Annotated in this window: 22 protein-coding genes; 7 read left to right on the top strand and 15 right to left on the bottom strand. The window is 39.6% G+C overall.

Annotation, left to right across the window (positions count from 1 at the left end; genetic code table 11):
• Nucleotides 1–104: 104 nt before the first annotated feature.
• Nucleotides 105–302 (top strand): helix-turn-helix domain-containing protein, encoded by a 198-nt coding sequence (locus tag BM122_RS10040; RefSeq protein WP_074905441.1) that lies wholly within the window; start codon nucleotides 105–107, stop codon nucleotides 300–302.
• A gap of 118 nt (nucleotides 303–420) precedes the next feature.
• A complete protein-coding gene (locus tag BM122_RS22385; protein WP_143083393.1) occupies nucleotides 421–642 on the top strand; it encodes a hypothetical protein in 222 nt (73 codons plus the stop codon).
• 604 nt (nucleotides 643–1,246) lie between these two features.
• Here BM122_RS22385 and purD read toward each other — a convergent pair.
• The 6 genes from purD to BM122_RS10010 all read right to left on the bottom strand — a co-directional run bounded on the left by purD (nucleotide 1,247) and on the right by BM122_RS10010 (nucleotide 7,461).
• A complete protein-coding gene (gene purD / locus BM122_RS10035; RefSeq protein WP_074905440.1) occupies nucleotides 1,247–2,536 on the bottom strand; it encodes a phosphoribosylamine--glycine ligase in 1,290 nt (429 codons plus the stop codon).
• An 86-nt stretch (nucleotides 2,537–2,622) separates the two neighbouring features.
• Nucleotides 2,623–4,179: a bifunctional phosphoribosylaminoimidazolecarboxamide formyltransferase/IMP cyclohydrolase gene (gene purH, locus BM122_RS10030; protein ID WP_074905439.1), complete on the bottom strand. Its 1,557-nt coding sequence runs from the start codon at nucleotides 4,177–4,179 to the stop codon at nucleotides 2,623–2,625.
• Between the two features lie 10 nt (nucleotides 4,180–4,189).
• Nucleotides 4,190–4,432: a helix-turn-helix domain-containing protein gene (locus BM122_RS10025; RefSeq protein WP_074905438.1), complete on the bottom strand. Its 243-nt coding sequence runs from the start codon at nucleotides 4,430–4,432 to the stop codon at nucleotides 4,190–4,192.
• The gene (dusB, locus tag BM122_RS10020; RefSeq protein ID WP_074905437.1) at nucleotides 4,429–5,448 is read right to left on the bottom strand and encodes a tRNA dihydrouridine synthase DusB; all 1,020 of its coding nucleotides are present in this window, start codon (nucleotides 5,446–5,448) and stop codon (nucleotides 4,429–4,431) included. Before dusB ends, BM122_RS10025 begins: the two co-directional genes overlap by 4 nt.
• A 108-nt stretch (nucleotides 5,449–5,556) precedes the next feature.
• Complete coding sequence (locus BM122_RS10015) at nucleotides 5,557–6,729, bottom strand: FAD-dependent monooxygenase (protein ID WP_074905436.1); 1,173 nt, start codon at nucleotides 6,727–6,729, stop codon at nucleotides 5,557–5,559.
• Nucleotides 6,730–6,969: 240 nt separating this feature from the next.
• A complete protein-coding gene (locus tag BM122_RS10010; RefSeq protein WP_074905435.1) occupies nucleotides 6,970–7,461 on the bottom strand; it encodes a GlcG/HbpS family heme-binding protein in 492 nt (163 codons plus the stop codon).
• 276 nt (nucleotides 7,462–7,737) lie between these two features.
• Here BM122_RS10010 and BM122_RS10005 point away from each other — a divergent pair, with 276 nt between their 5' ends.
• The 4 genes from BM122_RS10005 to BM122_RS09990 all read left to right on the top strand — a co-directional run bounded on the left by BM122_RS10005 (nucleotide 7,738) and on the right by BM122_RS09990 (nucleotide 11,036).
• Nucleotides 7,738–8,343, top strand: a complete 606-nt coding sequence (locus tag BM122_RS10005; RefSeq protein ID WP_074905434.1) for a LemA family protein — start codon at nucleotides 7,738–7,740, stop codon at nucleotides 8,341–8,343.
• Nucleotides 8,344–8,382: 39 nt separating this feature from the next.
• Nucleotides 8,383–9,300 carry a TPM domain-containing protein gene (locus BM122_RS10000; RefSeq protein WP_256211987.1) on the top strand — a complete coding sequence of 306 codons (918 nt, stop codon included), beginning with the start codon at nucleotides 8,383–8,385 and terminating at the stop codon, nucleotides 9,298–9,300.
• Nucleotides 9,301–9,801: a TPM domain-containing protein gene (locus BM122_RS09995; protein WP_074905433.1), complete on the top strand. Its 501-nt coding sequence runs from the start codon at nucleotides 9,301–9,303 to the stop codon at nucleotides 9,799–9,801.
• A gap of 104 nt (nucleotides 9,802–9,905) precedes the next feature.
• Nucleotides 9,906–11,036: a glutaredoxin domain-containing protein gene (locus BM122_RS09990; RefSeq protein ID WP_074905432.1), complete on the top strand. Its 1,131-nt coding sequence runs from the start codon at nucleotides 9,906–9,908 to the stop codon at nucleotides 11,034–11,036.
• Between the two features lie 190 nt (nucleotides 11,037–11,226).
• Here the strand turns inward: BM122_RS09990 and BM122_RS09985 are convergent, their stop codons facing one another.
• The 7 genes from BM122_RS09985 to aroA form a co-directional block, all read right to left on the bottom strand.
• Entirely contained in the window at nucleotides 11,227–11,724 is a 498-nt protein-coding gene (locus tag BM122_RS09985) for a C40 family peptidase (RefSeq protein ID WP_074905431.1), read from the bottom strand.
• Nucleotides 11,725–12,630: 906 nt separating this feature from the next.
• Nucleotides 12,631–13,332, bottom strand: coding sequence for an orotidine-5'-phosphate decarboxylase (gene pyrF / locus BM122_RS09980; RefSeq protein WP_074905430.1), 702 nt, complete (start codon nucleotides 13,330–13,332; stop codon nucleotides 12,631–12,633).
• Between the two features lie 18 nt (nucleotides 13,333–13,350).
• Nucleotides 13,351–13,560: a lipopolysaccharide assembly protein LapA domain-containing protein gene (locus tag BM122_RS26005; protein WP_074905429.1), complete on the bottom strand. Its 210-nt coding sequence runs from the start codon at nucleotides 13,558–13,560 to the stop codon at nucleotides 13,351–13,353.
• 100 nt (nucleotides 13,561–13,660) lie between these two features.
• Complete coding sequence (locus tag BM122_RS09970; RefSeq protein ID WP_074905428.1) at nucleotides 13,661–13,957, bottom strand: integration host factor subunit beta; 297 nt, start codon at nucleotides 13,955–13,957, stop codon at nucleotides 13,661–13,663.
• Between the two features lie 9 nt (nucleotides 13,958–13,966).
• The gene (rpsA, locus tag BM122_RS09965; protein WP_074905427.1) at nucleotides 13,967–15,685 is read right to left on the bottom strand and encodes a 30S ribosomal protein S1; all 1,719 of its coding nucleotides are present in this window, start codon (nucleotides 15,683–15,685) and stop codon (nucleotides 13,967–13,969) included.
• Nucleotides 15,686–15,813: 128 nt separating this feature from the next.
• Complete coding sequence (cmk, locus tag BM122_RS09960) at nucleotides 15,814–16,485, bottom strand: (d)CMP kinase (protein WP_074905426.1); 672 nt, start codon at nucleotides 16,483–16,485, stop codon at nucleotides 15,814–15,816.
• Between the two features lie 37 nt (nucleotides 16,486–16,522).
• Nucleotides 16,523–17,824, bottom strand: a complete 1,302-nt coding sequence (aroA, locus tag BM122_RS09955) for a 3-phosphoshikimate 1-carboxyvinyltransferase (protein ID WP_074905425.1) — start codon at nucleotides 17,822–17,824, stop codon at nucleotides 16,523–16,525.
• 230 nt (nucleotides 17,825–18,054) lie between these two features.
• Here aroA and BM122_RS09950 point away from each other — a divergent pair, with 230 nt between their 5' ends.
• Nucleotides 18,055–18,303 (top strand): hypothetical protein, encoded by a 249-nt coding sequence (locus BM122_RS09950; RefSeq protein WP_074905424.1) that lies wholly within the window; start codon nucleotides 18,055–18,057, stop codon nucleotides 18,301–18,303.
• Nucleotides 18,304–18,459: 156 nt separating this feature from the next.
• On the opposite strand, the gene BM122_RS09945 is transcribed toward BM122_RS09950, so the two are convergent.
• Both BM122_RS09945 and BM122_RS09940 read right to left on the bottom strand, forming a co-directional pair.
• Nucleotides 18,460–20,976: a DNA topoisomerase III gene (locus BM122_RS09945; RefSeq protein ID WP_074905423.1), complete on the bottom strand. Its 2,517-nt coding sequence runs from the start codon at nucleotides 20,974–20,976 to the stop codon at nucleotides 18,460–18,462.
• A gap of 178 nt (nucleotides 20,977–21,154) precedes the next feature.
• Nucleotides 21,155–21,613: a Smg family protein gene (locus BM122_RS09940; protein ID WP_074905422.1), complete on the bottom strand. Its 459-nt coding sequence runs from the start codon at nucleotides 21,611–21,613 to the stop codon at nucleotides 21,155–21,157.
• Nucleotides 21,614–21,634: the final 21 nt, after the last annotated feature.

The following is a 21,634-nucleotide window of genomic DNA, read 5'->3' as shown; positions in this document are numbered from 1 at the left end:
ATATTTGGCGGATTCAAGTTTGAAGTGCAACTTTTATAACGTTAACAAGAGGCAAGCTGCGATAGCAGCTGATCTTCTTGATCGATCAAATAAAAGGAGCGCAGATGAAAGACTATCAACAGCTTACCTGTGAGCAACGCTATCAGATTTATGGATTACGGAAAGCAGGATTTAAGCAAAGAGAGATAGCGAATGAAGTAGGCATGAACAAATCTACCATCTCACGAGAACTCAGGCGCAATAGAAGGCAGCGAGGCTGGCGCGTCCAAAGCAGGCGCAGGAATTACGAGATAAATGTGTAAGGTAGAAAGCCCAAACCAGGCGATTTAGCCGGGAAGACTGGAATAAGGTGGAGAGGATGATTCGGCAGGATGTGAGTCCTGAACAGGTATCCGCTCTCGACTTAAACTAGAAGATGAATTGTCAATCAGCCATGAAACCCTTTATCAGTACCTATACGCAGACAAATTGGCAGGGGGTGATTTGTGGGGACGTCTGCGCTGCCAGAAACCGCGACGCAAACGCTATGCAAGTGGGCAAGAACGACGTGGCACTATTCGCAACCGAGTCAGCATCGATGAACCACCCGAGATCTCGTCGAGCAGAAAACTCGTATTGGAGATTGGGAAGGCGATACGGTGATCGGCAAGAACCATCAAGGAGTACTGGTAATTCCATTTCCAAATCAAAAATAACACGAAGGCGAGCCGCAGACAGTATAAATAATACGGCAAGGTGAAGCCGACAAAGTCAGTTTTGATTTAGAAATGGAATTACACTGGCAAAGAGGAAATCGCGTTATATCCTGGCAGGTCAATTGCAAGCTAAACTTGCGCAGGTAGTAATCGTAAAGATCAATAGTTTGCTACGTCCTCACAAGCACAAATGCCACACTGTGAAATTCGACAATGGAAAAGAATTTGCTGGACATGAAACCATCACTCAAGAATTGGAAGCAGACATCTACTTTGCACTTCCCAACCATTCATGAGAGCGGGGGTTGAATGAGAACAGCAATGGACTACTATGACAGTATTTCCCCAAGAATATGAAATTGACTGAGGTTACCGAAGAACAAGTGCAGTGGGCAGTCGGTCGTCTCAATCACCGACCATGCAAAGTACTTGGATTTAAAATACCGCATGAGATATTCTTTGGAGTGTCGGTAAGTTATACCCATCAGCCTTCAGAAGTTGCAATTCGAATTTGGATCCACGATAAGAAGATTCTTTTACTTGCTGTAATTTTATATTCCTTTATAGCCGATATCATGCCTCATCTGACATCCTTTAAAATGAATTTTGCTTGCGATGTCGTAAGCACGATTATGAGCCAGTTTAATATTTTCACCTAGTGCAGTTACGCACAATACACGTCCTCCAGCTGTTAAGATTTCACTTTTAACTTGATTACCAAACACAGTACCTGAATGAAATATATGAAATTCATCTGTAGACGTTTGATTGGTCATTATTTCAATTAAACCAGTAATCACATCATTTTTTTGCGGTGCACTTGGATACCCTTCGGCAGCCATAACAACACCTAATGCTGCCCGCCGATCCCATTCAATTTCAACCTTATCTAATGTTCCATTAATTGCGTGCTCCAGTAAGATGGTGAGATCACTTTTCAATCGCAGCATAATAGGTTGCGTTTCTGGATCACCTAAACGGCAGTTAAATTCCAATACCTTAACTTCTCCTCTTGGAGTAATCATTAATCCAGCATAAAGAAATCCGGTGTAGATCTCGCCATCACGTGCCATACCTTGTATAGTTGGTGTGATAACTTCACGCATAATCTTAGCATGTAGCGTAGGAGATATTATTTGAGCAGGTGAATAAGCACCCATGCCGCCTGTATTCGGTCCTTTATTGTTATCTAACAAACGTTTGTGATCCTGACTAGTAGCAAGAGGTAAGCCATTTCGACCATCAGACATAACAATGAAGCTAGCTTCTTCCCCTTCAAGATAATCTTCAATTAGAATTCGAGCGCCTGCCTCACCCAATTTATTTTCTATCAACATAGTATCAACTGCTTCATGGGCTTCTGTGAGTGTCATTGCGATAACAACACCTTTTCCTGCTGCCAGGCCATCTGCTTTAATTACAATCGGAGCTTCTTTCTGATCAATATAATGATGAGCTTCAGATGGATTATCAAAACTTGCAAATGCAGCGGTTGGAATACTATGGCGCTGCATGAACGCTTTAGCAAAAGTCTTTGATGCTTCTAGTTGTGCAGCCTTTTTAGTTGGCCCAAAGATCTTAAGACCTGCAGCGTTGAAAACATCGACAATACCATCAGCTAAAGGGGATTCTGGGCCAACTATGGTTAATGCAATTTTTTCTTTCTGAGCAAATATCACCAGATCGGATATTGTAGTGAAAGGGATATTCTCTAATCCTGGTTCGAGTGCGGTTCCTGCATTACCTGGTGCAACATAAACTTTGCTGGCACGTGGAGATTGACTCAATTTCCAGGCCAATGCATGTTCTCTACCGCCACTTCCGATTACGAGTAATTTCATATGCCAAGAAATAAGAACCTAACAAATATTAAAAATTGCAAAAGATAAGAGAGAGGTTTGGGTGTAATTTTATGGATAATCCCATTTTAGTGCCTAAAATGTCGCACTCCAGTAAAGATCATCACGATACCATGTTCATCGGCTGCTTTAATGACTTCTTCGTCTCGAATACTGCCTCCTGGCTGAATAACGACTCTAGCACCTGCTTGCACGACGACATCTAGCCCATCTCGGAATGGAAAAAAGGCATCTGAGGCAACAGCAGAGTCCATTAAACTTAATCCTGCTTGACTAGCTTTAATTGAAGCGATACGGGCGCTATCGATTCGACTCATTTGGCCTGCGCCAATACCAAGTGTTTGCCCTTGAGCACAAAATACGATGGCGTTGGATTTGACAAATTTCGCGACACGCCAGGCAAATAAACAATCTTCAATTTGTTGTCGTGTCGGTTGAGCTTCGGAGACTACTTTTAACTGATTTTCTGTGATATTAAGACTATCCGGTGTCTGCACCAATAACCCTCCGCCTACTCGTTTTAATTCATAGCGGTTAGGTTGCATCTGCAATGGTACCGTTAGCACACGTATATTAGGCTTCTGATTTAAAATACTGCTGGCTTCAAGTGAAATTTCAGGTGCGATAATGACTTCTACAAACTGCTTCGAAATTGCCTCGGCTAATTCGGCATCGACCGAGCGGTTAAAGGCAATAATACCTCCAAATGCAGAAGTTGGATCAGTTGCAAAGGCTAGCTTATAAGCGGCGAGAAGGGTATCAGCAATAGCAACACCACATGGATTAGCATGTTTGACAATGACACAGGCAGGACGATTAAAGGTTTTTATACATTCCCAAGCTGCATCTGTATCCGCAATGTTGTTATAAGATAATTCCTTGCCTTGTAACTGTGTATAGTTTGCCAGGCTTCCAGGCAGATTTATTGCATCACGATAGAAAGCAGCTTGCTGGTGCGGGTTTTCACCATAGCGCAACGATTGAATGATATTGAAATTGAGATTGAGGTGATTTGGAAATAATTGTTGTTGGTTTGAATCAATGGCTGTTAAGTAGTTACTGATAGCGCTATCATAACGAGCAGTATGCGAAAAGGCCTTTTGTGCAAACTGAAAGCGACGTGTTAATGCTACTGTGCCATTGCCTGATTCCATTTCAGTCAATAAAATTGGGTAATCCTCCGGATCAATAATGACTGTAACATGCTGATAATTTTTTGCAGCTGCTCGAATTAAAGTAGGTCCGCCGATGTCAATATTTTCAATGGCATCTTCAAGCGTACAGTCAGCCCGTGCGATCGTCTCAACAAATGGGTATAAATTGACAATAACTAATTCAATAGGAGATATCCCGGCATTTTGTATAGCTTGATTATGCACGGGTACATCCATTTTAGCCAAGATACCAGCGTGAATTTTGGGATGAAGCGTTTTTACTCGCCCATCAAGCATTTCAGGAAAATTTGTGTACTCACTCACTTCTGTCACAGCTATACCTGCTTCTTGTAATAACTTGGCAGTGCCGCCAGAAGAAATGATATTGATTCCAAACTGATGTAGTTTTTTGGCCAGTTCAACAATGCCTGTTTTATCTGAAACGCTGATTAATGCTTGTTTTATTGTCATTTCACAAAATTTATTTGATCCGGTGTTTAGCTAATTTATTACGCAGTGTATTTCGATTGATCCCAAGGAATTCCGCTGCCTTTGTTTGATTTCCTTCAGCATAATCCATAGCCAGTTCAAATAATGGCTTTTCCACGCTCTGGATGACCATTTCATAGATTGAACAAGGTCTCTCCCCATCCAAATCTTTGAGATAAGTTTCAATGGATTTACGTATATAGCAGGCAATTTCATTTTCATTGAAGGTATTCATACACCCGTTATTACCTCATCTTCGATATAAGTGAGTCTTTGTCCATAATTAGCAAGTTGATAAAAAAAAGTGTTAGTGGCTGCTAATTGTTCATCTATTGTTTGTAGCTGGTTCATAGTGTGACGAAAGGCAGCTGAACCGATAAGTCCTTTGGTATACCAGGAAATATGCTTACGTGCGATGCGCACCCCTGAATATTCCCCGTAAAACTTATAAAGGTCATGTAAATGACTAATCAGTACCTGATGTATTTCGGTAACTTCTGGTGTTGGGAGATATTTGCCCGTTTTAAAATAATAATCGATTTCTCGAAAAATCCATGGCCTTCCCTGCGCAGCACGACCGATCATGACAGCGTCCGCACCGGTATATTCAATCACCTGTTTAGCTTTCTCTGGCGTTGTAATGTCACCATTGGCAATGATCGGTATCTTCTTAGTAGAAGCTTTTACTGCTGCTATGGTGTCATATTCGGCTTCGCCACGATAAGCACAAGCCCGTGTACGGCCATGGATAGCTAATGCTTGTATTCCAGCGTTTTCGGCAATCCGTGCTACGGTTACAGCATTTTTATGCTGAGTATCCCAACCCGTACGTATTTTTAAGGTTACTGGAATATCAACAGCATGAGTAATGGCATCAAGAATTTTTCCAACCAACGATTCATTCTGCAACAACGCAGAGCCTGCCATGACATTACAGATCTTCTTGGCAGGGCAACCCATATTGATATCGATGATCTGCGCACCCTGGTCAACATTGTAACGCGCTGCCTCAGCCATCATTTTTGGATCGGCTCCAGCAATCTGTACGGAAACAGGCGCAACTTCTCCCTCATGGCTCGCACGTCGTCGGGTTTTTTCTGATCCCCATAATAGAGAATTGCTTGATACCATTTCTGAAACCGCCATGCCGGCACCCATGCGCTTACAAAGTTGGCGAAAAGGACGATCTGTCACGCCAGCCATTGGGGCAACAATCAGCTTGTTCTTGAGAGCATAAGGACCAATCTGCATGGTGTGACTCAAATTCGATACAGGGTTGATTAGAAATTAATATTAATTTTGCCAGCTTTTTAAAAACAAAAGATTAAAAAGCAATAAGTGATAGTATTATCCGATAAATTAACCTCTTGCGCCAAATATCATGCGTCGTGCGACAAAACGTTTAATTGGCGGTAAACAATCCAATATACTCAGCCCCATACCGCAGAAAGTCTGTAGAAGAGGGAGATCGCTTATAAATATTCTTGCTAGAGAATGGGTAAATAATTTTCCTGCATCTCTATCTATCTGTCGTTTATTGGCATACGCTTTCAGCATTCGAGATAATTCTATTTCAGAAGTTAAAGCTGAAGACTGAATGATTTCATGAGTCAGTTCCCAAGCATCACGCAACCCTAGATTAAAGCCTTGCCCAGCAACTGGGTGCAGAGTTTGAGCAGCGTTCCCCACAAGAGCTGTTCTACAAGCTATGGTAGGGGAGGCATACTTGAGCACGAGAGGAAATCCTGAACGTTTACCAGTACTCATAAATTCTCCTAATCGATCGCCAAAATGATGATGAAGCTGAGCAAGGAAAGTGCTGTCATCTAAGCTTAGTATCGCCTCAGCTGAGGAAAATGGAACAGTCCATACCAGTGCAAAACCGTCTCCCGATGGAAGTAACGCTATTGGTCCTTCAGAGGTGAAGCGCTCATACGCTATTCCATTTTGAGAAGCAGATGTTTTGATATTAGCAACGATCGCCCACTGGTGATAGGTATGTGTCTGATAATTTACCCCTTCAATTTGGGTAGCTAAACGCCCCCCATCGGCTAAAACGAGTAGTTTTGTAATAGCTTGCTTATTTTCTCCAGCTTGTTGATATTCAATCTGCGCTTGCTTAGGAGCTATTTTTATGGTTGTTACCGTTGCACCAACCTGATAATTAACGCTATGAATTTGCAACTGTTGGTGCATAGCTTGATACAAATCATAGTAATTCACCACATATCCTAAGGTCGGTACGCCCGCATCTTTTGAAGTTAATACGGTACGGCCAAAGTAACTTCGATTGGAAATATGGATATTTGTAATGGGAGTTATTTGCGGTAATGCTGACCAGACACCTAATTTTTGCAAAATCAGATGACTTCCAAAGGAAAGCGCCAATGGACGAGGATCTTTAACTTGCTCGGGTACTCCTTGAGCTTCCAGGAGCAAACTTGACATTCCTCTTTCATGCAAGCTAATGGCTAGCGCCATGCCAACCGGTCCACCGCCCACGATGGTAACGTCAAAGTGGTCAACAACCATGGATATAGCCAATGAGAAGAGCGTTCATAAATAACGTATTGGGAAATAGCGCCTGTAACACAATTTAATGCTTTATTTATAATTTGGTTTTACGTTAGCGAGGATAGCACAGGTAATAAATAGAGAGAAATAACATGTGTCGAGTGATTCAAATAGACCAATTAGTCGTTGTAATTTTTTATATTACTTGTTACCAATTCTGGTAGCCAATTAAAAAATGATTGCCTGGAGATTATAAACTTATTTACTTTCTTGCATACTTTTTAGACCTGCTTCGGCACAGGTTTCGTCAAGAGATGTTCCTGGCGCACCGCCCACCCCAATTCCTCCAACCACTTCACCATTAATTTTGATAGGCAAACCTCCTCCTAAGAGAAGAATATTGTTGGCCATATGATGCAAGCCTTGTAATTCAGAATCCTTTGCAGCAATCTGCGCCAATTTTGATGTAGGTAATTTCAAACTAGCAGAGGTGTAAGCCTTGCGAAAACTGCTTTCGATAGTATGTGCACCGGCATTATCCATTCTTACTTGTGCTCGTATTACACCACTTTTATCGACAACTGCTACTGATACTTGAAAACCATCTCGCTCACATTGTTGCATCGCTGCTGCTACTATCTTATTTGCCAATGATAGGGATAACGGTTTTTGTTCCGGGGTCGCATGTGTAGTAATAGATAATCCGCTGAGCAACAATAAAAACAAGAATGTTAATTTTATTTTATACATAATATTCCCAGAAGATTTTTATTTAATTGTAAACATCGTAAGGTTTAAATTTATAAGGATTAAAAATTTATTTATATATTAACAAAAGGCATTATCAGAACAATATTATCGATATTGATAGCATTGTATCATTGGATATTAAGAAAACTTATCTGGTGGATCGAGAAAGATGACCTTATTCCAAGAATATCTTTTATTGAGTTATATCTCGGGTTAGTTTAATTTTTAAGTTATTTATTTTTATCATTTTTATATCCTTTTTGCTGGGAGATGATTATGCAAAAGCTATTGTTTTACTTAATAATGCTCTATATGCTGGCTCTAAGTGGCTGTGGATATAATACATTGCAATCTACAGATGAACAGGTTAAAGCAGGTTGGTCTGAAGTAATTAATCAATATCAACGCCGAGCGGATCTGATCCCAAATTTGGTTAATGCAGTAAAAGGATTTGCTGCCCAGGAAAAAGAGGTGTTGCTGGAGGTGACTAACGCTCGCGCGAAAGTAAGTAGTATCCAAGCCACACCGGAATTGATCGAGGATGCGGAAGCCTTTGCCAAATTTCAGAGTGCTCAAGCAGAATTATCAAGCACACTCGCACGATTAATGGTTGTAGTGGAGAACTATCCACAACTCAAATCTGATGCTAATTTCCGTGACTTGCAGGCACAATTGGAAGGCACAGAGAATCGCATAACCGTGGCTCGTAACCGCTATATTAAGGCGGTTCAGGAATATAATGTGACCGTGCGTTCGTTTCCGAGCAACCTTACAGCAATGCTATTTAGATTTCAGGTAAAACCTAATTTTACGGTTGAAAATGAAAAAGAAATCTCCGTTGCACCAAAGGTTGATTTTAATGTGCCAGTGCAAGCCGAGTAATATGAGTATTATTGATTTTTTAAATTGCCGCATAATAACATGATTTTTCCAAGAATGATCGGAGTCAATGCCAAATCATTGATGATGGTCCTATTGTATATTTTCGCTACGCTTTCTTGGGCCGAAATCGAAGTAGCGATTCCCCCGCTAAAAACTCACGTAACTGATTTAACCCATACGCTAACAAAGAGTGAAATTGCTCAACTGGAGCAAAAGCTAGCAGATTATGAAATTAAAAAAGGGGCTCAAGTGGCAATTTTGCTCGTGTCAACGACACAACCCGAAACTATCGAACAATACTCTATGCGGGTAGCTGAAGCTTGGAAGCTTGGGCGCAAAGGAGTAGATGATGCTGTCCTTCTTCTCATTGCCAAAAATGATAGAGCGCTACGCATCGAAGTAGGCTATGGACTCGAAGGTGTGCTTCCAGATGCTGTAGCAAAGCGAATTATCGATGAGTTCATCGCACCGAAGTTTAGGAAAGGAGATTTTGCAGGTGGGATTCAGGCTGGTATTGATCATATTTTAAAAATCATCGAAGGTGAACCGCTGCCTTCACCTTCTATCAGGCGTGGCACAGACATATCAAATGGGCCAAGTTTTATTCTGAACAACATTATTCCCATTTTACTGCTATCTCTCGTGCTTGGCAGAATGCTGCAGGCTATGTTTGGACGCCTGATTGGCGCCTCTGTTACAGGAACTATTGCTGGCTCAATCGTATGGTTTATTTTCTCTTCCTTGGCAATCGCTATTTTCATTGCAATAATCATTTTTATTCTCAGTTTATTTGAGAACACCAATCAGGGAATTTATCGAGGCGGGCGCAATAGCTGGCCCGGTGGAGGTGGTTTTGGAGGTGGCGGATTCCGAGGAGGAGGGGGCGGTTTTGGTGGTGGCGGATTTCGAGGGGGAGGGGGCGGTTTTGGTGGTGGCGGTGCTTCGGGGAGGTGGTAAATGAATTTTCTGCGGATAATCAGACATCTTCTTCTAGGTCAAGTCGCAATAAAGCGCTTACTTCCTTCTGCTTCATTAGCAAGAATTGAACAGGCTATCAGACAGTCTGAGATAAATCATGATGGTGAAATATTGTTTGCGGTAGAAATTTCATTAAATCTAATCTCTCTACTGAAAAAACAGTCTGCACGAGAAAGAGCAATTGATATTTTCTCATTGTTACGGGTATGGGATACGCCGCATAATAATGGTGTGTTAATTTATTTGTTGCTTGCCGATCATGACGTGGAGATTGTAGCTGATCGCGGGATAGATGCTAAAGTGGATCATAAAGAGTGGGAAAATATCTGCCAGGAAATGGAAGCAGCTTTTCAAAAAGGACAATTTGAAGAAGGTATATTGGCTGCCATCAGTACAATTGATAATCAATTGAGAAAATATTTTCCCGTAGCATCAAAAGGAGGAAAAAATGCACTTCCAGATAGACCTGTTATTCTATAAGCATAAGTAAAGTTTTTATTAATAAACCAAGTATATATCATTTTATCAGTTATAAATAAGATAATACGCAGGTGATACTGCTTGATTTCAGGTATTTCTCCATCATGTTTGTAATAGGCTTCTTGCTAACTTTACAGCTAATTTCACAACCATCAAATGCAGTAGAGGAAATCCAGCAAACATTTATTAAAGAAAATGAGCTTGAGGTTTTTATACGTGATGATTGCCCACATTGTGCAAAAGCCAAAAAATTTCTTTTAAGATTTGGAAGCGAACGGCCTTGGTTACGCATTGTTTACCGTTCAGTCGATCACGATGTATCTGCTCGTGAAGATTTGATGAAATATTCTCAGAAAGCAGGGGTCTGGCCACCCGGCGTGCCTGCATTTCACTTCAAAGGTCAATTACTCGTTGGTTTCGATAATGCTGATCATATAGGAGCTTTATTAGAATCTTTGGTGGATCAAACTACGACAGACCGAGAGGCAAAGCTCAATCAGATTGAGACAGCGCTATTCGGTACTATCAGTGTTTCCCAGTTGGGTCTACCACTGTTCACGTTAATAATAGGCTTACTTGATGGCTTAAATCCATGCGCGATGTGGGTATTGTTATTCTTACTCTCAATGCTTGTGCATTTGCAAGACCGCAAAAGAATGGCGCTTATTGCCAGTATTTTTGTTTTGGCTAGTGGAATAGTTTATTACGCATTCATGGCAGCTTGGCTCAACGTTTTTTTATTGATTGGTTTGTCGACTGTCGTGAGATGGATATTGGGTGGAATGGCATTAACCATTGGTGGATTGAATGTGAAGGATTTCTTTTTCTGGAAATGGGGGTTTTCATTATCCATTCCAGATTCTGCTAAGCCTGTTTTATATGCTCGAATGAGAGCAATTTTGGCAACAGACAGGATGCTATCTGTTCTGATAGCAGTTGCGGTATTGGCTGTCTTGGTTAATTTTATCGAATTATTATGTACAGCAGGTTTCCCCGCCATCTATACTGCAATATTAACTCAGCAAGATTTAAATCCAATAACTTATCATGCATATCTAGGGCTTTATATTCTTGGATACTTGGCAGATGATGCGCTCATGGTGGGAGCTAGTGTAATTGCACTAAGTAGCCATAAACTTACCCTGCAAACAGGGCGTTTACTCAAGCTAGTTAGTGGATTATTGATGCTGGGATTGGGGGGAATACTCATTCTGCGTCCAGAATGGTTGGTATAACTTTCTGAAAAATTAAAATTAATTAGGGCACCTCTAAAAATTCATATTTCGTCACAATACGTTGTTGTTCGCAAATAATATTTCCTTACATATCAGTCATATGCAGTGCCAACGTTTGTTATTCTCGCCTCGTTTTATTTAAAACTCTGAATTTTTAGAGGTGCCCATTAGTTTTCTTAGATATTAATTATTAGATTCTGACTGATTTCCAATATGTGGATTCCCAATAACGATCATCTAATCTGGATATCGTTACTCCTCTAGATCTGGAAGCATGAATAAATTTTTTATTTTCTAGATAAATACCTACATGATTTGATCTTTTATTAGTTCTAAAGAAAATCAAATCACCTGGTTTAAGATCATTTTTACTTATTATTTTTCCTAGCCTTGATTGTTGGGTTGCTGTTCTTGGTAATTCCTTACCTAATCCTTTTTTATAAACAATATGAACGAATCCTGAGCAATCGATTCCGTCTTGACTTAACCCCCCGAGCTGGTAACGCACTCCCTGCCATTTCTTATAATTTTCATACAAAATATTTTTTACAGAGTGTGAATTTATTTTGTCATTATTTTGGATGTGAGAGGGCTGTCCATTAAAATTTGCCTCCTTTTTTCCTATTGATCCACAACCAGTTACTAAACATATGTAAATAAATAAAATGACAATGTTCTTAGCAGACATGCTTTTAATTTATGCTTACATGATATATTAGTAAAAAGTATATCAAGGAATAATATAAATGGAAAGTATTGTTTATATTAAAATTTTATGAAGCTTTTCTTATCTGAAAATTTTTATGGATAAATCAGTTCTAGAGATTAAATGTTTTTTTGCATAAGGATATATAGTAGAAAAAGTAGTAGCTAGACATTTCCTTCAACTTATTTTCCTCATTTGAATCTATAAAAAACCACAAACATAGTATTATAAAAGCCTTATGGTTGAATGAAAAAGTCACTCAATGGGTAAATTATTCCATTTCTAAATCAAAAATGACGCGAAGGTGAGCCGCAGACAGTATAAGTAATATGGCAAGGTGAAGCCGGCAAAGCCAGTTTTGATTTAGAAATGGAATTAGATTTTGTGCAGAATTTGAGCGAAAATTACTGATTAATGTAGTAGATGCTGCTGCTGTGCAGGAGATAGTGCAATTTGAGGAGAAGATGCGTTGTTCAACACTGATAGCTGATTTCACGTATGCTGCGATCAAGGCGGAAGTGCTATATAGCTTCGGGTCCAGGCTTGCGTAGCAAGAATACTCAGAAGGTGAATAATGTTAAAACTAGAACCAGCAATCGATCTATGTTTATCGTTATTAGAGGAGAGAGAATATAATTATTGGAGAGATTGTTTGGGTGCTGTGTAATTCCATTTCTAAATTGAAACTGACTTTGTCGGCTTCACCTTGCCGTATTATTTATACTGTCTGCGGCTCGCCTTCGCATCATTTTTGATTTAGAAATGGAATAAGAGGTTAGATTGGCGACCAATAATTGCATAAAATAAAAAAGATAGGAATTTCTGGACTCTTTTGGGGGGGTATTAAAAAACAACCTTCTCTTTTATGGAGCTAATTTTTTCATTTCATTATAATAGTTGGATCATTTCAATCTCATGATTTAGCTGCTGAAGCATTAAGAGAGGGTCGGTAGATTGTGTAATAGGTCTACCAATCACCAAATAATCAGCACCATTTTGTATAGCTTCTTGGGGTGTTGCTACGCGAGCTTGATCATTTTTATTACAATTCAGAGGGCGAATTCCTGGCGTTACTAAGCAAAAATCTTTTGAAATGATTTTCCTAAGCTGCGATGCTTCCATGGCTGAGCAAACCACACCATCCAGACCACAATCGCTGGCAAGTAGAGCAAGGCGCTGCACAATATCGATGGGTTCTTCATTCAAGCCTATCTCATAGAGGTCGCTCTTATTTAAGTTGGTAAGTAGAGTTACCGCGATGAGCTTTGTTTTTTTTGTGGAGAGTGCTTCTTGAGCAGCAATAAGCATTTTTCTCCCTCCCAACGCGTGAACATTAACCATCCATACGCCCAGATCTGACGCAGCTCTACAAGCATTAGCTACCGTATTTGGAATATCATGATATTTTAAATCAAGAAAAATATCAAAACTGTAACTCATTAATTGTTCTACTAATTGTGGGCCAGCAGTAGTAAAAAGTTCTTTACCAATTTTTATTCTACATAAATTCTTATCCAATTTTGATGCAAATTCAAGTGCCTGTTTTTTATTAGAAAAATCAAGTGCAACAATAATACGTGGATTATTCATGTAGTCACATTAGGGGCATTATAATTTTTTGCTTAATCTTTTGATTAAGCAAAAGAAATATCCCAAAATAATACCTGATGCAAAAAATGCTAATAAAACTACAATTAGTGGAGCTTGCCATTCAAAACCAGAATAATAATGAATAGTTATTATTTCAGTATTTTTTGCAGCAAAGCTAAGTAGGAATAAAAAAACTATTATATTTAAAAGCCAAATAAAAAAATACATAAGCTTTAACATTATATAAAATATAAAGATGCTCTCTTCGAGCAATAATTGCTTTACTATTAGTTCAAAAAGAGCATCCTCTGCATTTTAAATGGATTTATTATGATCGATCTTTTGTTTTAAAATCAACGCGTTCCCGCATTTTCTTTCCTGCTTTAAAATGTGGAACATACTTTTCAGGTACATGAACCTTCTCTCCTGATTTTGGATTGCGGCCAATACGAGCTGGCCTGTAATTTAAATCAAAACTGCCAAAACCGCGAATTTCGATACGCTCCCCTCTAGAGAGGCTATTAGCCATCGCATCAAGTATCATTTTGACAGCTAACTCAGTATCTTTTGCCAAGAGCTGAGGGTATCGAGCAGCAAGCTTGGAAATCAATTCAGATTTCGTCATCGATGTCCTTTATTGTTCTTCAGAGTTTTTGCTATCCATTTTAGCTTTGAGCAATGCTCCCAGATTGGTAGTGCCTGTACTGGCAGGAGTTTTGGTAGTCACCATCTGTAATGCACTATTTTCTTCATATTGATCTTTTGCTTTTATGGAAAGATTGATATTACGATTTTTACGATCAATATTGATGATCATCGCTTCAATCTGATCCCCTTCTTTGAGCAGGGTCCGTATATCTTCAATTTTGTCACGAGATACTTCAGAAGAACGCAAATAGCCTTCTACTTCGTCAGTTAAAGCGATGACTGCACCTTTGGCATCGATTGATTTTACAGTACCTTTGACAATACTATTTTTATCGTGTGCTGCGACAAATATAGTAAAAGGATCTCCTTCTAACTGTTTTATTCCCAGGGAAATACGTTCTTTCTCAACATCAATAGATAATACAACAGCTTCTACCTCGTCGCCTTTTTTATAATTCAATATGGCTTCTTCACCTGGCTGAGTCCAAGAGAGATCAGATAAATGAACTAGGCCGTCAATATTGCCGGGTAAGCCGATGAATACCCCAAAATCAGTGATAGATTTTATTTGACCCTTGACCTTATCACTTTTTTCATGAGACATTGCAAATTCTTCCCATGGATTAGGTTTGCATTGTTTCATTCCAAGAGAGATGCGACGGCGCTCCTCGTCTATCTCAATAATCATGACCTCAACTTCATCACCTAATTGTACTATTTTCGAAGGATAGACATTTTTGTTGGTCCAATCCATTTCAGAAACATGCACTAAACCTTCAATTCCCTGTTCAATTTCTACAAAGGCACCGTAGTCTGTGAGATTAGTTACTTTACCAAAAAGGCGTGTGCCCGGAGGATAGCGTCTTGAGAGACCTACCCATGGATCTTCGGTTAATTGCTTCATGCCTAAGGAAACACGATTTTTTTCTTGATCAAATTTAAGTACCTTGGCTGTTACTTCGTCACCGACATTAATGATCTCTGAGGGATGTTTTACACGACGCCAAGCTAAATCTGTGATATGAAGGAGTCCGTCTATTCCGCCTAAATCAACAAACGCCCCATAATCAGTAATATTTTTGACAATACCATGCACGATAGCGCCTTCTTGCAAGTTTGCCAATAAAGATTCTCGATCAGCGCCTTGAGTTTCTTCTAGTACTGCGCGTCGAGATATAACAACATTATTGCGTTTACGGTCGAGCTTAATGACTTTAAATTCCATTTCCTTATTTTCATAAGGAGTAGTGTCCTTGACGGGTCGGATATCTACTAATGAACCAGGTAAAAATGCACGAATACCGTTGACCATGGCAGTTAATCCACCCTTTACCTTACCATTGACCATGCCATTTACTATAGTACCTTTTTCCATAGCTTCTTCCAGGTCATGCCAAGCATTTAATCGTCTAGCTTTGTCTCTGGACAAGCGCGTTTCACCAAAACCATCCTCGAGCGCATCAATAGCAACACTGACAAAATCTCCTACTTTAACCTCAATCTCGCCTCTGTCATTTTTAAATTCCTCAATCGGAATATAACTTTCGGATTTGAGGCCTGCATTGACCACTACAAAATTATAGTCAATTCGCACAACTTCTGCGGTAATTACCTCGCCCACACGCATTTCTTTACGTGTAAGGCTTTCTTCGAAGAGTTTGGCAAAATTTTCTGAGGAAGGAGTTACGTTGGAAGCAATAATCATTATAGAAAAATACCCGATTTTAATTTCATCCCATAAATGAGATGGTTAGTTAGTTAAAAGTTAATCAAAAATTACTTGAATTATAAGATATGGTCTTATTTAAAAAATAAAACCTCTTCTCATTAAATTTAGTTCTTGCAGACCGCATTGTGCAACCGCAGTACTTCATTAACAGCATCCTCAATACTGAGGAAAGTCGTATCTAACAATTTTGCATCTACTTCTTGCCTTAGAGGAGAAATATCGCGATTGCTATCACGCGTATCGCGTTCATAAATATCCTGCAATATGGACTGCATGTTAGCATTTATTCCTTTCTCTATCAACTGCTTATAACGTCGTCGTGCTCGCTCTTCAGCGCTAGCAGTAAGAAAAATTTTAAGAGAAGCATCTGGAAACACAGCTGACCCCATATCTCTGCCATCTGTTACTAGTCCAGGTGATTGGCGAAATGCACGTTGACGCTGCAGTAATGCTGCTCTTACTGCAGATTGGCCAGCAATTATAGAGGCCAGTTTACTGCATTGTTCGCTACGTAACGCATCTGAGACATCTTCTCCATTTAATCGAACAGATGAGCCATCGAAATTTACATCTAAATGTAAAGCAAGATTTGTTATGGCTGACTCATTAGCACAATCAGTATTTGATCGTATTGCTACCAACGCCACTAGACGATAAAGTGCGCCACTGTCAAGATAATGATATGCAAGTCTTCGGGCAACAATTTGTGCGACTGTGCCTTTTCCAGAAGCTGAAGGACCATCAATAGTAATGACTGGAATAGTGCCACTTTCCATAAAAACCTCTTAAGTAAAAATATGAAGATTGGTAGTGTCAGGAATGCACAATCATTGCAAATTTTTTAAAATAATCTGGGAAGGTCTTAGCGACACAACCGGGATCATTGATGCGTAGAGGGACACCTAGAGATACAAGTGAGAAACACATCGCCATCCTATGATCATCGTAGGTATCGATAATTGCATGAGGAGTCAATGCGGTAGCAGGTGGTGTAATTCGTATAAAATCCTTCCCTTCCTCAACCAGAGCGCCAACTTTACGCAATTCCTTTGCCATTGCTGAAATACGGTCAGTTTCCTTGACCCGCCAACTCGCGATATTTCTGAGTGTAGTCGTTCCTTTTGCAAATAAAGCCGTTGTGGCTAATGTCATGGCTGCATCGGGAATATGATTGCAGTCGAGATCAATAGCTTGCAGAGACTGACGAGAAGTGTCGCTAATTGGCGAAGAAGACTCAATCCAATTTTTCCCTTTTCTGATATGAGCGCCCATTTTTTCTAACGCATCAGCAAAATGAATATCGCCTTGTAAACTCTCTATACCAACACCTTCAACGCGTACCGGCCCTCCACCAATAGCTCCAGCAGCCAAAAAGTAGGATGCTGAGGAAGCATCTCCTTCTACAATTATTTCACCTGGACTCTTGTAAGTTTGTGGGGCAGGTACTGTAAAGTGTTGCCAATTTTTTTGTATAACTTGGACACCAAATCGTGCCATTTGAGCCAGAGTAAGTTCAACATAAGGTCTTGAAATAAGCATGCCATTAACGATAATTGTGGTAGTTTTATCTGTTAAGGGTAATGCCATTAAGAGTCCACTGAGAAATTGACTCGAAACATCTCCCTTGATAGAAATGGCTTTGGTTTGTAGCTCAGCAGGCTTGATCTCTAAGGGAGGAAAACCTTCATTTCCAAGATAAGCAATATTGGCATTTAATTGACGTAGAGCATTTACCAAATCAGCAATAGGGCGTTCATGCATGCGGGCTACGCCAGATAATCGATAATGACCGCCCATTATGGCAAGCACAGCCACGAGAGGGCGAAAAGCAGTACCAGCATTACCCAGAAATAGATCAGCTTGTTTGACTGGGAATTTCCCTTTAGCACCTTCCACGCTGTAATCATTTTTACTAATTTGATTGATTTTAATACCGAGCGTTTCAAGTGCATTCAGCATTTGTGCCGTATCATCAGAAATCAGCAGATTCCGAACGAGGGTTTTACCGTTTGCTAATGCAGCGAGTAAAAGGATCCGATTGGAGATGCTTTTGGAACCTGGCAGTTCAATGAAGCCACGTGCAGCATTAGCAGCAGGAAGATCAAGCCAGTCCATAAATTTCTAGGAAAGTAAATATGCTATAGGTCTTCATGTCTTTTTTATAATGGCAGATTAGATTGACAGGTTAGTTTAGATATAAACAAAAGATATGATATAGAAGCAGAACGTAAATTTGTAGTGCCTGCTATAATAACTAATTTTATTGGGATATTACTAGCTAAAAACTCAATAGCTAGGATTCATATTTAATTAAATTATAGTTGATAGATTAATGGGACTGAGCAATGGAAGATGATTCTTTAAATTCACTACTTATTTCTGTACTGGCTATTCCGTTTGTTATTGCAATCCAGCTCTGGATAAAAGATCGGAAAGATCGTCGACGTAATAAAGATGGTGAAGAAGAGTTTAAGACCACGCGCGAAGCACTCTTTTCCTTTTTTATAGAAGGAATAGCGGTAGTTGGAGGATTGGCCATTCTTATTGCTGCAACATCTGGAATTGCTAAGTATATTATTAATGTTTATGGTTAATTGAGCCTCAAAAAGGCTATCAAGGCTACAGGGTGTGAATACTGTAATTGAAAGTAAATTTCATTATAGTATTCACTTATTTATTTTGAGAAATAAAGAAATAGTAAAAGATAAAATGTGAGAGGTAATAAGTCTTATGAGCGTGCAGTTAGATTCTTACGCACGTTTTTTCTTGCTTAAAGACGATGATACTTTAACTTCATTTGTATTTTCTATTTTTTCTTTTGAAGCCTTCTGCTCAAATTCAAACTCTATTTTACCATCCTTTCCGATTACTAAATAAGCCGAGAATGGTCGTCCTTTCTTGGAAATAAATTTAGTTAATAAATTAGTTTTCCCTGTCTGTAGCAATTTAACGATTTGCTCCTGTTCGATAGCTCGGTTGAGAATAATTTTTCCGGTTTTAAAGTCGCATGTGTGAGTTGCACCCACTGCCTTTTCGCAGACATAATATAATCCGTGCTCATAGACAGGATTGCTGCATTTGGGGCACTTGCCGAGAGGGTGTTGGTGGGAAAAATCAATTGCATCAGCTTCTTCCATCTCATTGCTACCAAACTCGAATTTCATCTCGAAGGTATCAGTAAGCTTAATGATAGCGTTAAATAAGCGTCCCATTTTGCTGCGAAACCCTTGCAATGGACCAATTTCACCTTTTGAAATCAGTATTTCCATTTCTTCTATTTCAAATTGCCGTCCAGCCAGAATTTTCCATAGAGCAAAATCACACTGTTGGCATTGAAATTTCTTGTATGTTTCGTGTATAACTCCTCCGCATTTTGGGCATGGAACTTTGAGTATAGCAAAATCGCCACTGATCGTTTTCCCACGATGATTTTTCGCTTGCTCGACAATATGTTTCGTCATGTCAGCAATTTTAGCCATGAATGCTTCACGTTTTAGTTTACCTTGCTCGATCTGGCGTAATTTAAATTCCCAATCACCTGTTAATTCTGGAGAGATCAACTCTGGTATTTTTAATCCGCGCAATAAGGTAACAAGCGAAAATGCTTTGGCAGTTGGATATAATTCTCGCCCCATGCGCTGTATATAATTTTCTGAGACGAGACCTTCAATGATAGCTGCACGCGTTGCCGGTGTGCCAAGCCCTTTTGCACTCATTGCTGCCCGTAATTCTTCGTCTTCAACTAGTTTTCCCGCTCCTTCCATGGCAGATAAGAGAGTTGATTCATTGAATCTCGCTGGTGGGCGAGTTTGATTGGAAATGACCTTGATTTCCTCAGTAATAGCTGATTTATCAGCGCTGATCGCAGGTAAAACAGTGCCATCAGCATTCTCATCTTGTATGAGAGACTTGCCGTAAACGGCTTGCCATCCAGCATTAATCATAATTCTACCCTCTGTTTTAAAGGGCTCGCCTTCAACACGCGTAATACGAGTTGTCACAAGAAATTCTGCAGCTGGATAGAAGATTGCAAGAAAACGTTTGGTTACCAGATCGTAAAGCTTTGCTTCTGCATCATTTAATTTTTTTGGCTCAAGTGAAGTTGGAATAATGGCAAAGTGATCGGAAACTTTTGTGTTATTAAAAATACGCTTATTGGGTTTTATCCAATCAGAATCCAGAATTTGCTTTGCGAATTGGCTATATTGAGTGGTTTCAAGTGCATGCAGAGTATCTTTAACAGGCGCAATGTAATCTTCTGGAAGTGCGCGTGAATCAGTACGTGGATAGGTTAATACTTTATGTTTTTCGTAGAGCGCTTGCGCCAGCCCTAATGTTGTCTTAGCAGAAAAACCAAAGCGACTATTGGCATCTCGTTGTAAGCTTGTGAGATCGTACAATAACGGACAGGTTTCTTTTGCTGGCTTGCTTTCTTCGCTAACTATTCCTGGTTTGCCTTGACATTTGGTCTTGATCGCTTCTGCTTTATTTTTCTCCCATATGCGTTCTGCTCTGGCTTCAGTATTCTCCTTATCTTTTGAAAATTTTTCATCAAACCATTTTCCTTTGTAGGGATCATTGTTACTAGAAAAAATAGCGTGGATCTCCCAGTAATCTTTGGGCACAAATTTTTTGATGGCTTCTTCTCGCTCAACAAGTATGGCTAGTGTTGGGGTCTGAACACGTCCAACAGTGGTTTTATGGAAACCACCTTCTTGAGAATTAAACGCCGTCATTGCACGTGTACCATTAATCCCAACTAACCAATCTGATTCAGAACGACTGACAGCGGCTTCTGCTAATGGCTGTACTTCACTATCATCGAGTAATTTAGAGAAAGCCTCTCGAATGGCAGCAGGTGTCATGGATTGCAACCATAGACGTTTAACGGGTTTTTTTATATCCGCGTAGCGCGTGATATAACGAAAAATTAATTCTCCTTCTCGTCCAGCATCACAAGCATTGATTAGCGTATCCACATCTTTCCGTTTGATAAGTTTTATCAATAATTTCAATCTATTAGCTGTTTTTTCGATAGGGACAAGATCAAAATAAGGAGGGATAACTGGTAAATGATCAAAGCTCCATTTGCCGCGCTTAACCTCATAATCTTCCGGTACAGTCAGCTCAAGCAAATGGCCAACTGCAGATGATATAACGTATTCGTCACTTTCAAAATAATCAGTTTCTTTAGTGAAATTACCTAATGCACGGGTAATATCTGTTGCCACGGAAGGCTTCTCAGCGATGATCAATTTTTTGCTCATGAAATTTTGGCTAGATAATTATATTTTTTGTCAATTACAAGATTGGAATATTCAGATTATTGAGGAAAGTCAAAGGTACATTTTGTGCGCCTAGCACCCTTTATTTTAAGGGCATATATTGCCCATTAAAATAAAGAGTTTATATAAACTCGAACAAGAGTTAATTGTTTCTCAACAATTAATGCCGGTATCGCGGATTACTCGCTATGAATAATGTTTCCAGAACATTTGGGTCAGTTAATTGATTTTGTATCCATAGATCGAACAAAACGACGAGCTTAATCTTTTCAAGACTGGAATTATTTCCATTCATTTTAAGAACACGGTCAATCAATAATTCTCGTTGTAGTGGATTAAGAATACCTGCCTGCTCAAGAAAAAGAATAAATCCACGTCCTTCCTTATCAATTGCTTCCATTTCAGAAGGCATATACCATCGTAGTGACTTGCTTTGAGCAAGCGTTGCCGGATAGTGATCATTATCACCTTTTGTAAGATCTGATAACCAATTAAGTGCTTGGTTAATTTCATCCTCTCCAAAGCCAGCTATAGTTAATTTATGCGTTAAGGTTGCAGAATCTGGGCAACCTCCTCTTTCGAAATAATTTTCGAATAAGTAAATTAGAATTTCGTACATATAGACGCTCTCTTTCGCTGG

This window comes from Nitrosomonas communis, assembly GCF_900114745.1.
GTDB classification, from domain to species: Bacteria; Pseudomonadota; Gammaproteobacteria; order Burkholderiales; family Nitrosomonadaceae; genus Nitrosomonas; species Nitrosomonas communis_A.
This window is presented reverse-complemented; position numbering and strand designations above follow the sequence as displayed.

What these genes read in the sequence shown, in the direction of transcription:
- dusB (WP_074905437.1), bottom strand. Translation starts at nt 5,448, where the DNA reads ATGCAGATTGGTCCTTATGCTCTCAAGAACAAGCTGATTGTTGCCCCA.
- BM122_RS09995 (WP_074905433.1), top strand. Translation starts at nt 9,301, where the DNA reads ATGAATTTTCTGCGGATAATCAGACATCTTCTTCTAGGTCAAGTCGCA.
- cmk (WP_074905426.1), bottom strand. Translation starts at nt 16,485, where the DNA reads ATGGAAAGTGGCACTATTCCAGTCATTACTATTGATGGTCCTTCAGCT.
- purD (WP_074905440.1), bottom strand. Translation starts at nt 2,536, where the DNA reads ATGAAATTACTCGTAATCGGAAGTGGCGGTAGAGAACATGCATTGGCC.
- pyrF (WP_074905430.1), bottom strand. Translation starts at nt 13,332, where the DNA reads ATGAATAATCCACGTATTATTGTTGCACTTGATTTTTCTAATAAAAAA.
- BM122_RS09940 (WP_074905422.1), bottom strand. Translation starts at nt 21,613, where the DNA reads ATGTACGAAATTCTAATTTACTTATTCGAAAATTATTTCGAAAGAGGA.
- purH (WP_074905439.1), bottom strand. Translation starts at nt 4,179, where the DNA reads ATGACAATAAAACAAGCATTAATCAGCGTTTCAGATAAAACAGGCATT.
- BM122_RS09970 (WP_074905428.1), bottom strand. Translation starts at nt 13,957, where the DNA reads ATGACGAAATCTGAATTGATTTCCAAGCTTGCTGCTCGATACCCTCAG.
- BM122_RS10000 (WP_256211987.1), top strand. Translation starts at nt 8,383, where the DNA reads ATGATTTTTCCAAGAATGATCGGAGTCAATGCCAAATCATTGATGATG.
- BM122_RS10040 (WP_074905441.1), top strand. Translation starts at nt 105, where the DNA reads ATGAAAGACTATCAACAGCTTACCTGTGAGCAACGCTATCAGATTTAT.
- BM122_RS10010 (WP_074905435.1), bottom strand. Translation starts at nt 7,461, where the DNA reads ATGTATAAAATAAAATTAACATTCTTGTTTTTATTGTTGCTCAGCGGA.
- BM122_RS09985 (WP_074905431.1), bottom strand. Translation starts at nt 11,724, where the DNA reads ATGTCTGCTAAGAACATTGTCATTTTATTTATTTACATATGTTTAGTA.
- BM122_RS09990 (WP_074905432.1), top strand. Translation starts at nt 9,906, where the DNA reads ATGTTTGTAATAGGCTTCTTGCTAACTTTACAGCTAATTTCACAACCA.
- BM122_RS09950 (WP_074905424.1), top strand. Translation starts at nt 18,055, where the DNA reads ATGGAAGATGATTCTTTAAATTCACTACTTATTTCTGTACTGGCTATT.
- BM122_RS10025 (WP_074905438.1), bottom strand. Translation starts at nt 4,432, where the DNA reads ATGAATACCTTCAATGAAAATGAAATTGCCTGCTATATACGTAAATCC.
- rpsA (WP_074905427.1), bottom strand. Translation starts at nt 15,685, where the DNA reads ATGATTATTGCTTCCAACGTAACTCCTTCCTCAGAAAATTTTGCCAAA.
- BM122_RS10005 (WP_074905434.1), top strand. Translation starts at nt 7,738, where the DNA reads ATGCAAAAGCTATTGTTTTACTTAATAATGCTCTATATGCTGGCTCTA.
- BM122_RS26005 (WP_074905429.1), bottom strand. Translation starts at nt 13,560, where the DNA reads ATGTATTTTTTTATTTGGCTTTTAAATATAATAGTTTTTTTATTCCTA.
- BM122_RS09945 (WP_074905423.1), bottom strand. Translation starts at nt 20,976, where the DNA reads ATGAGCAAAAAATTGATCATCGCTGAGAAGCCTTCCGTGGCAACAGAT.
- aroA (WP_074905425.1), bottom strand. Translation starts at nt 17,824, where the DNA reads ATGGACTGGCTTGATCTTCCTGCTGCTAATGCTGCACGTGGCTTCATT.
- BM122_RS10015 (WP_074905436.1), bottom strand. Translation starts at nt 6,729, where the DNA reads ATGGTTGTTGACCACTTTGACGTTACCATCGTGGGCGGTGGACCGGTT.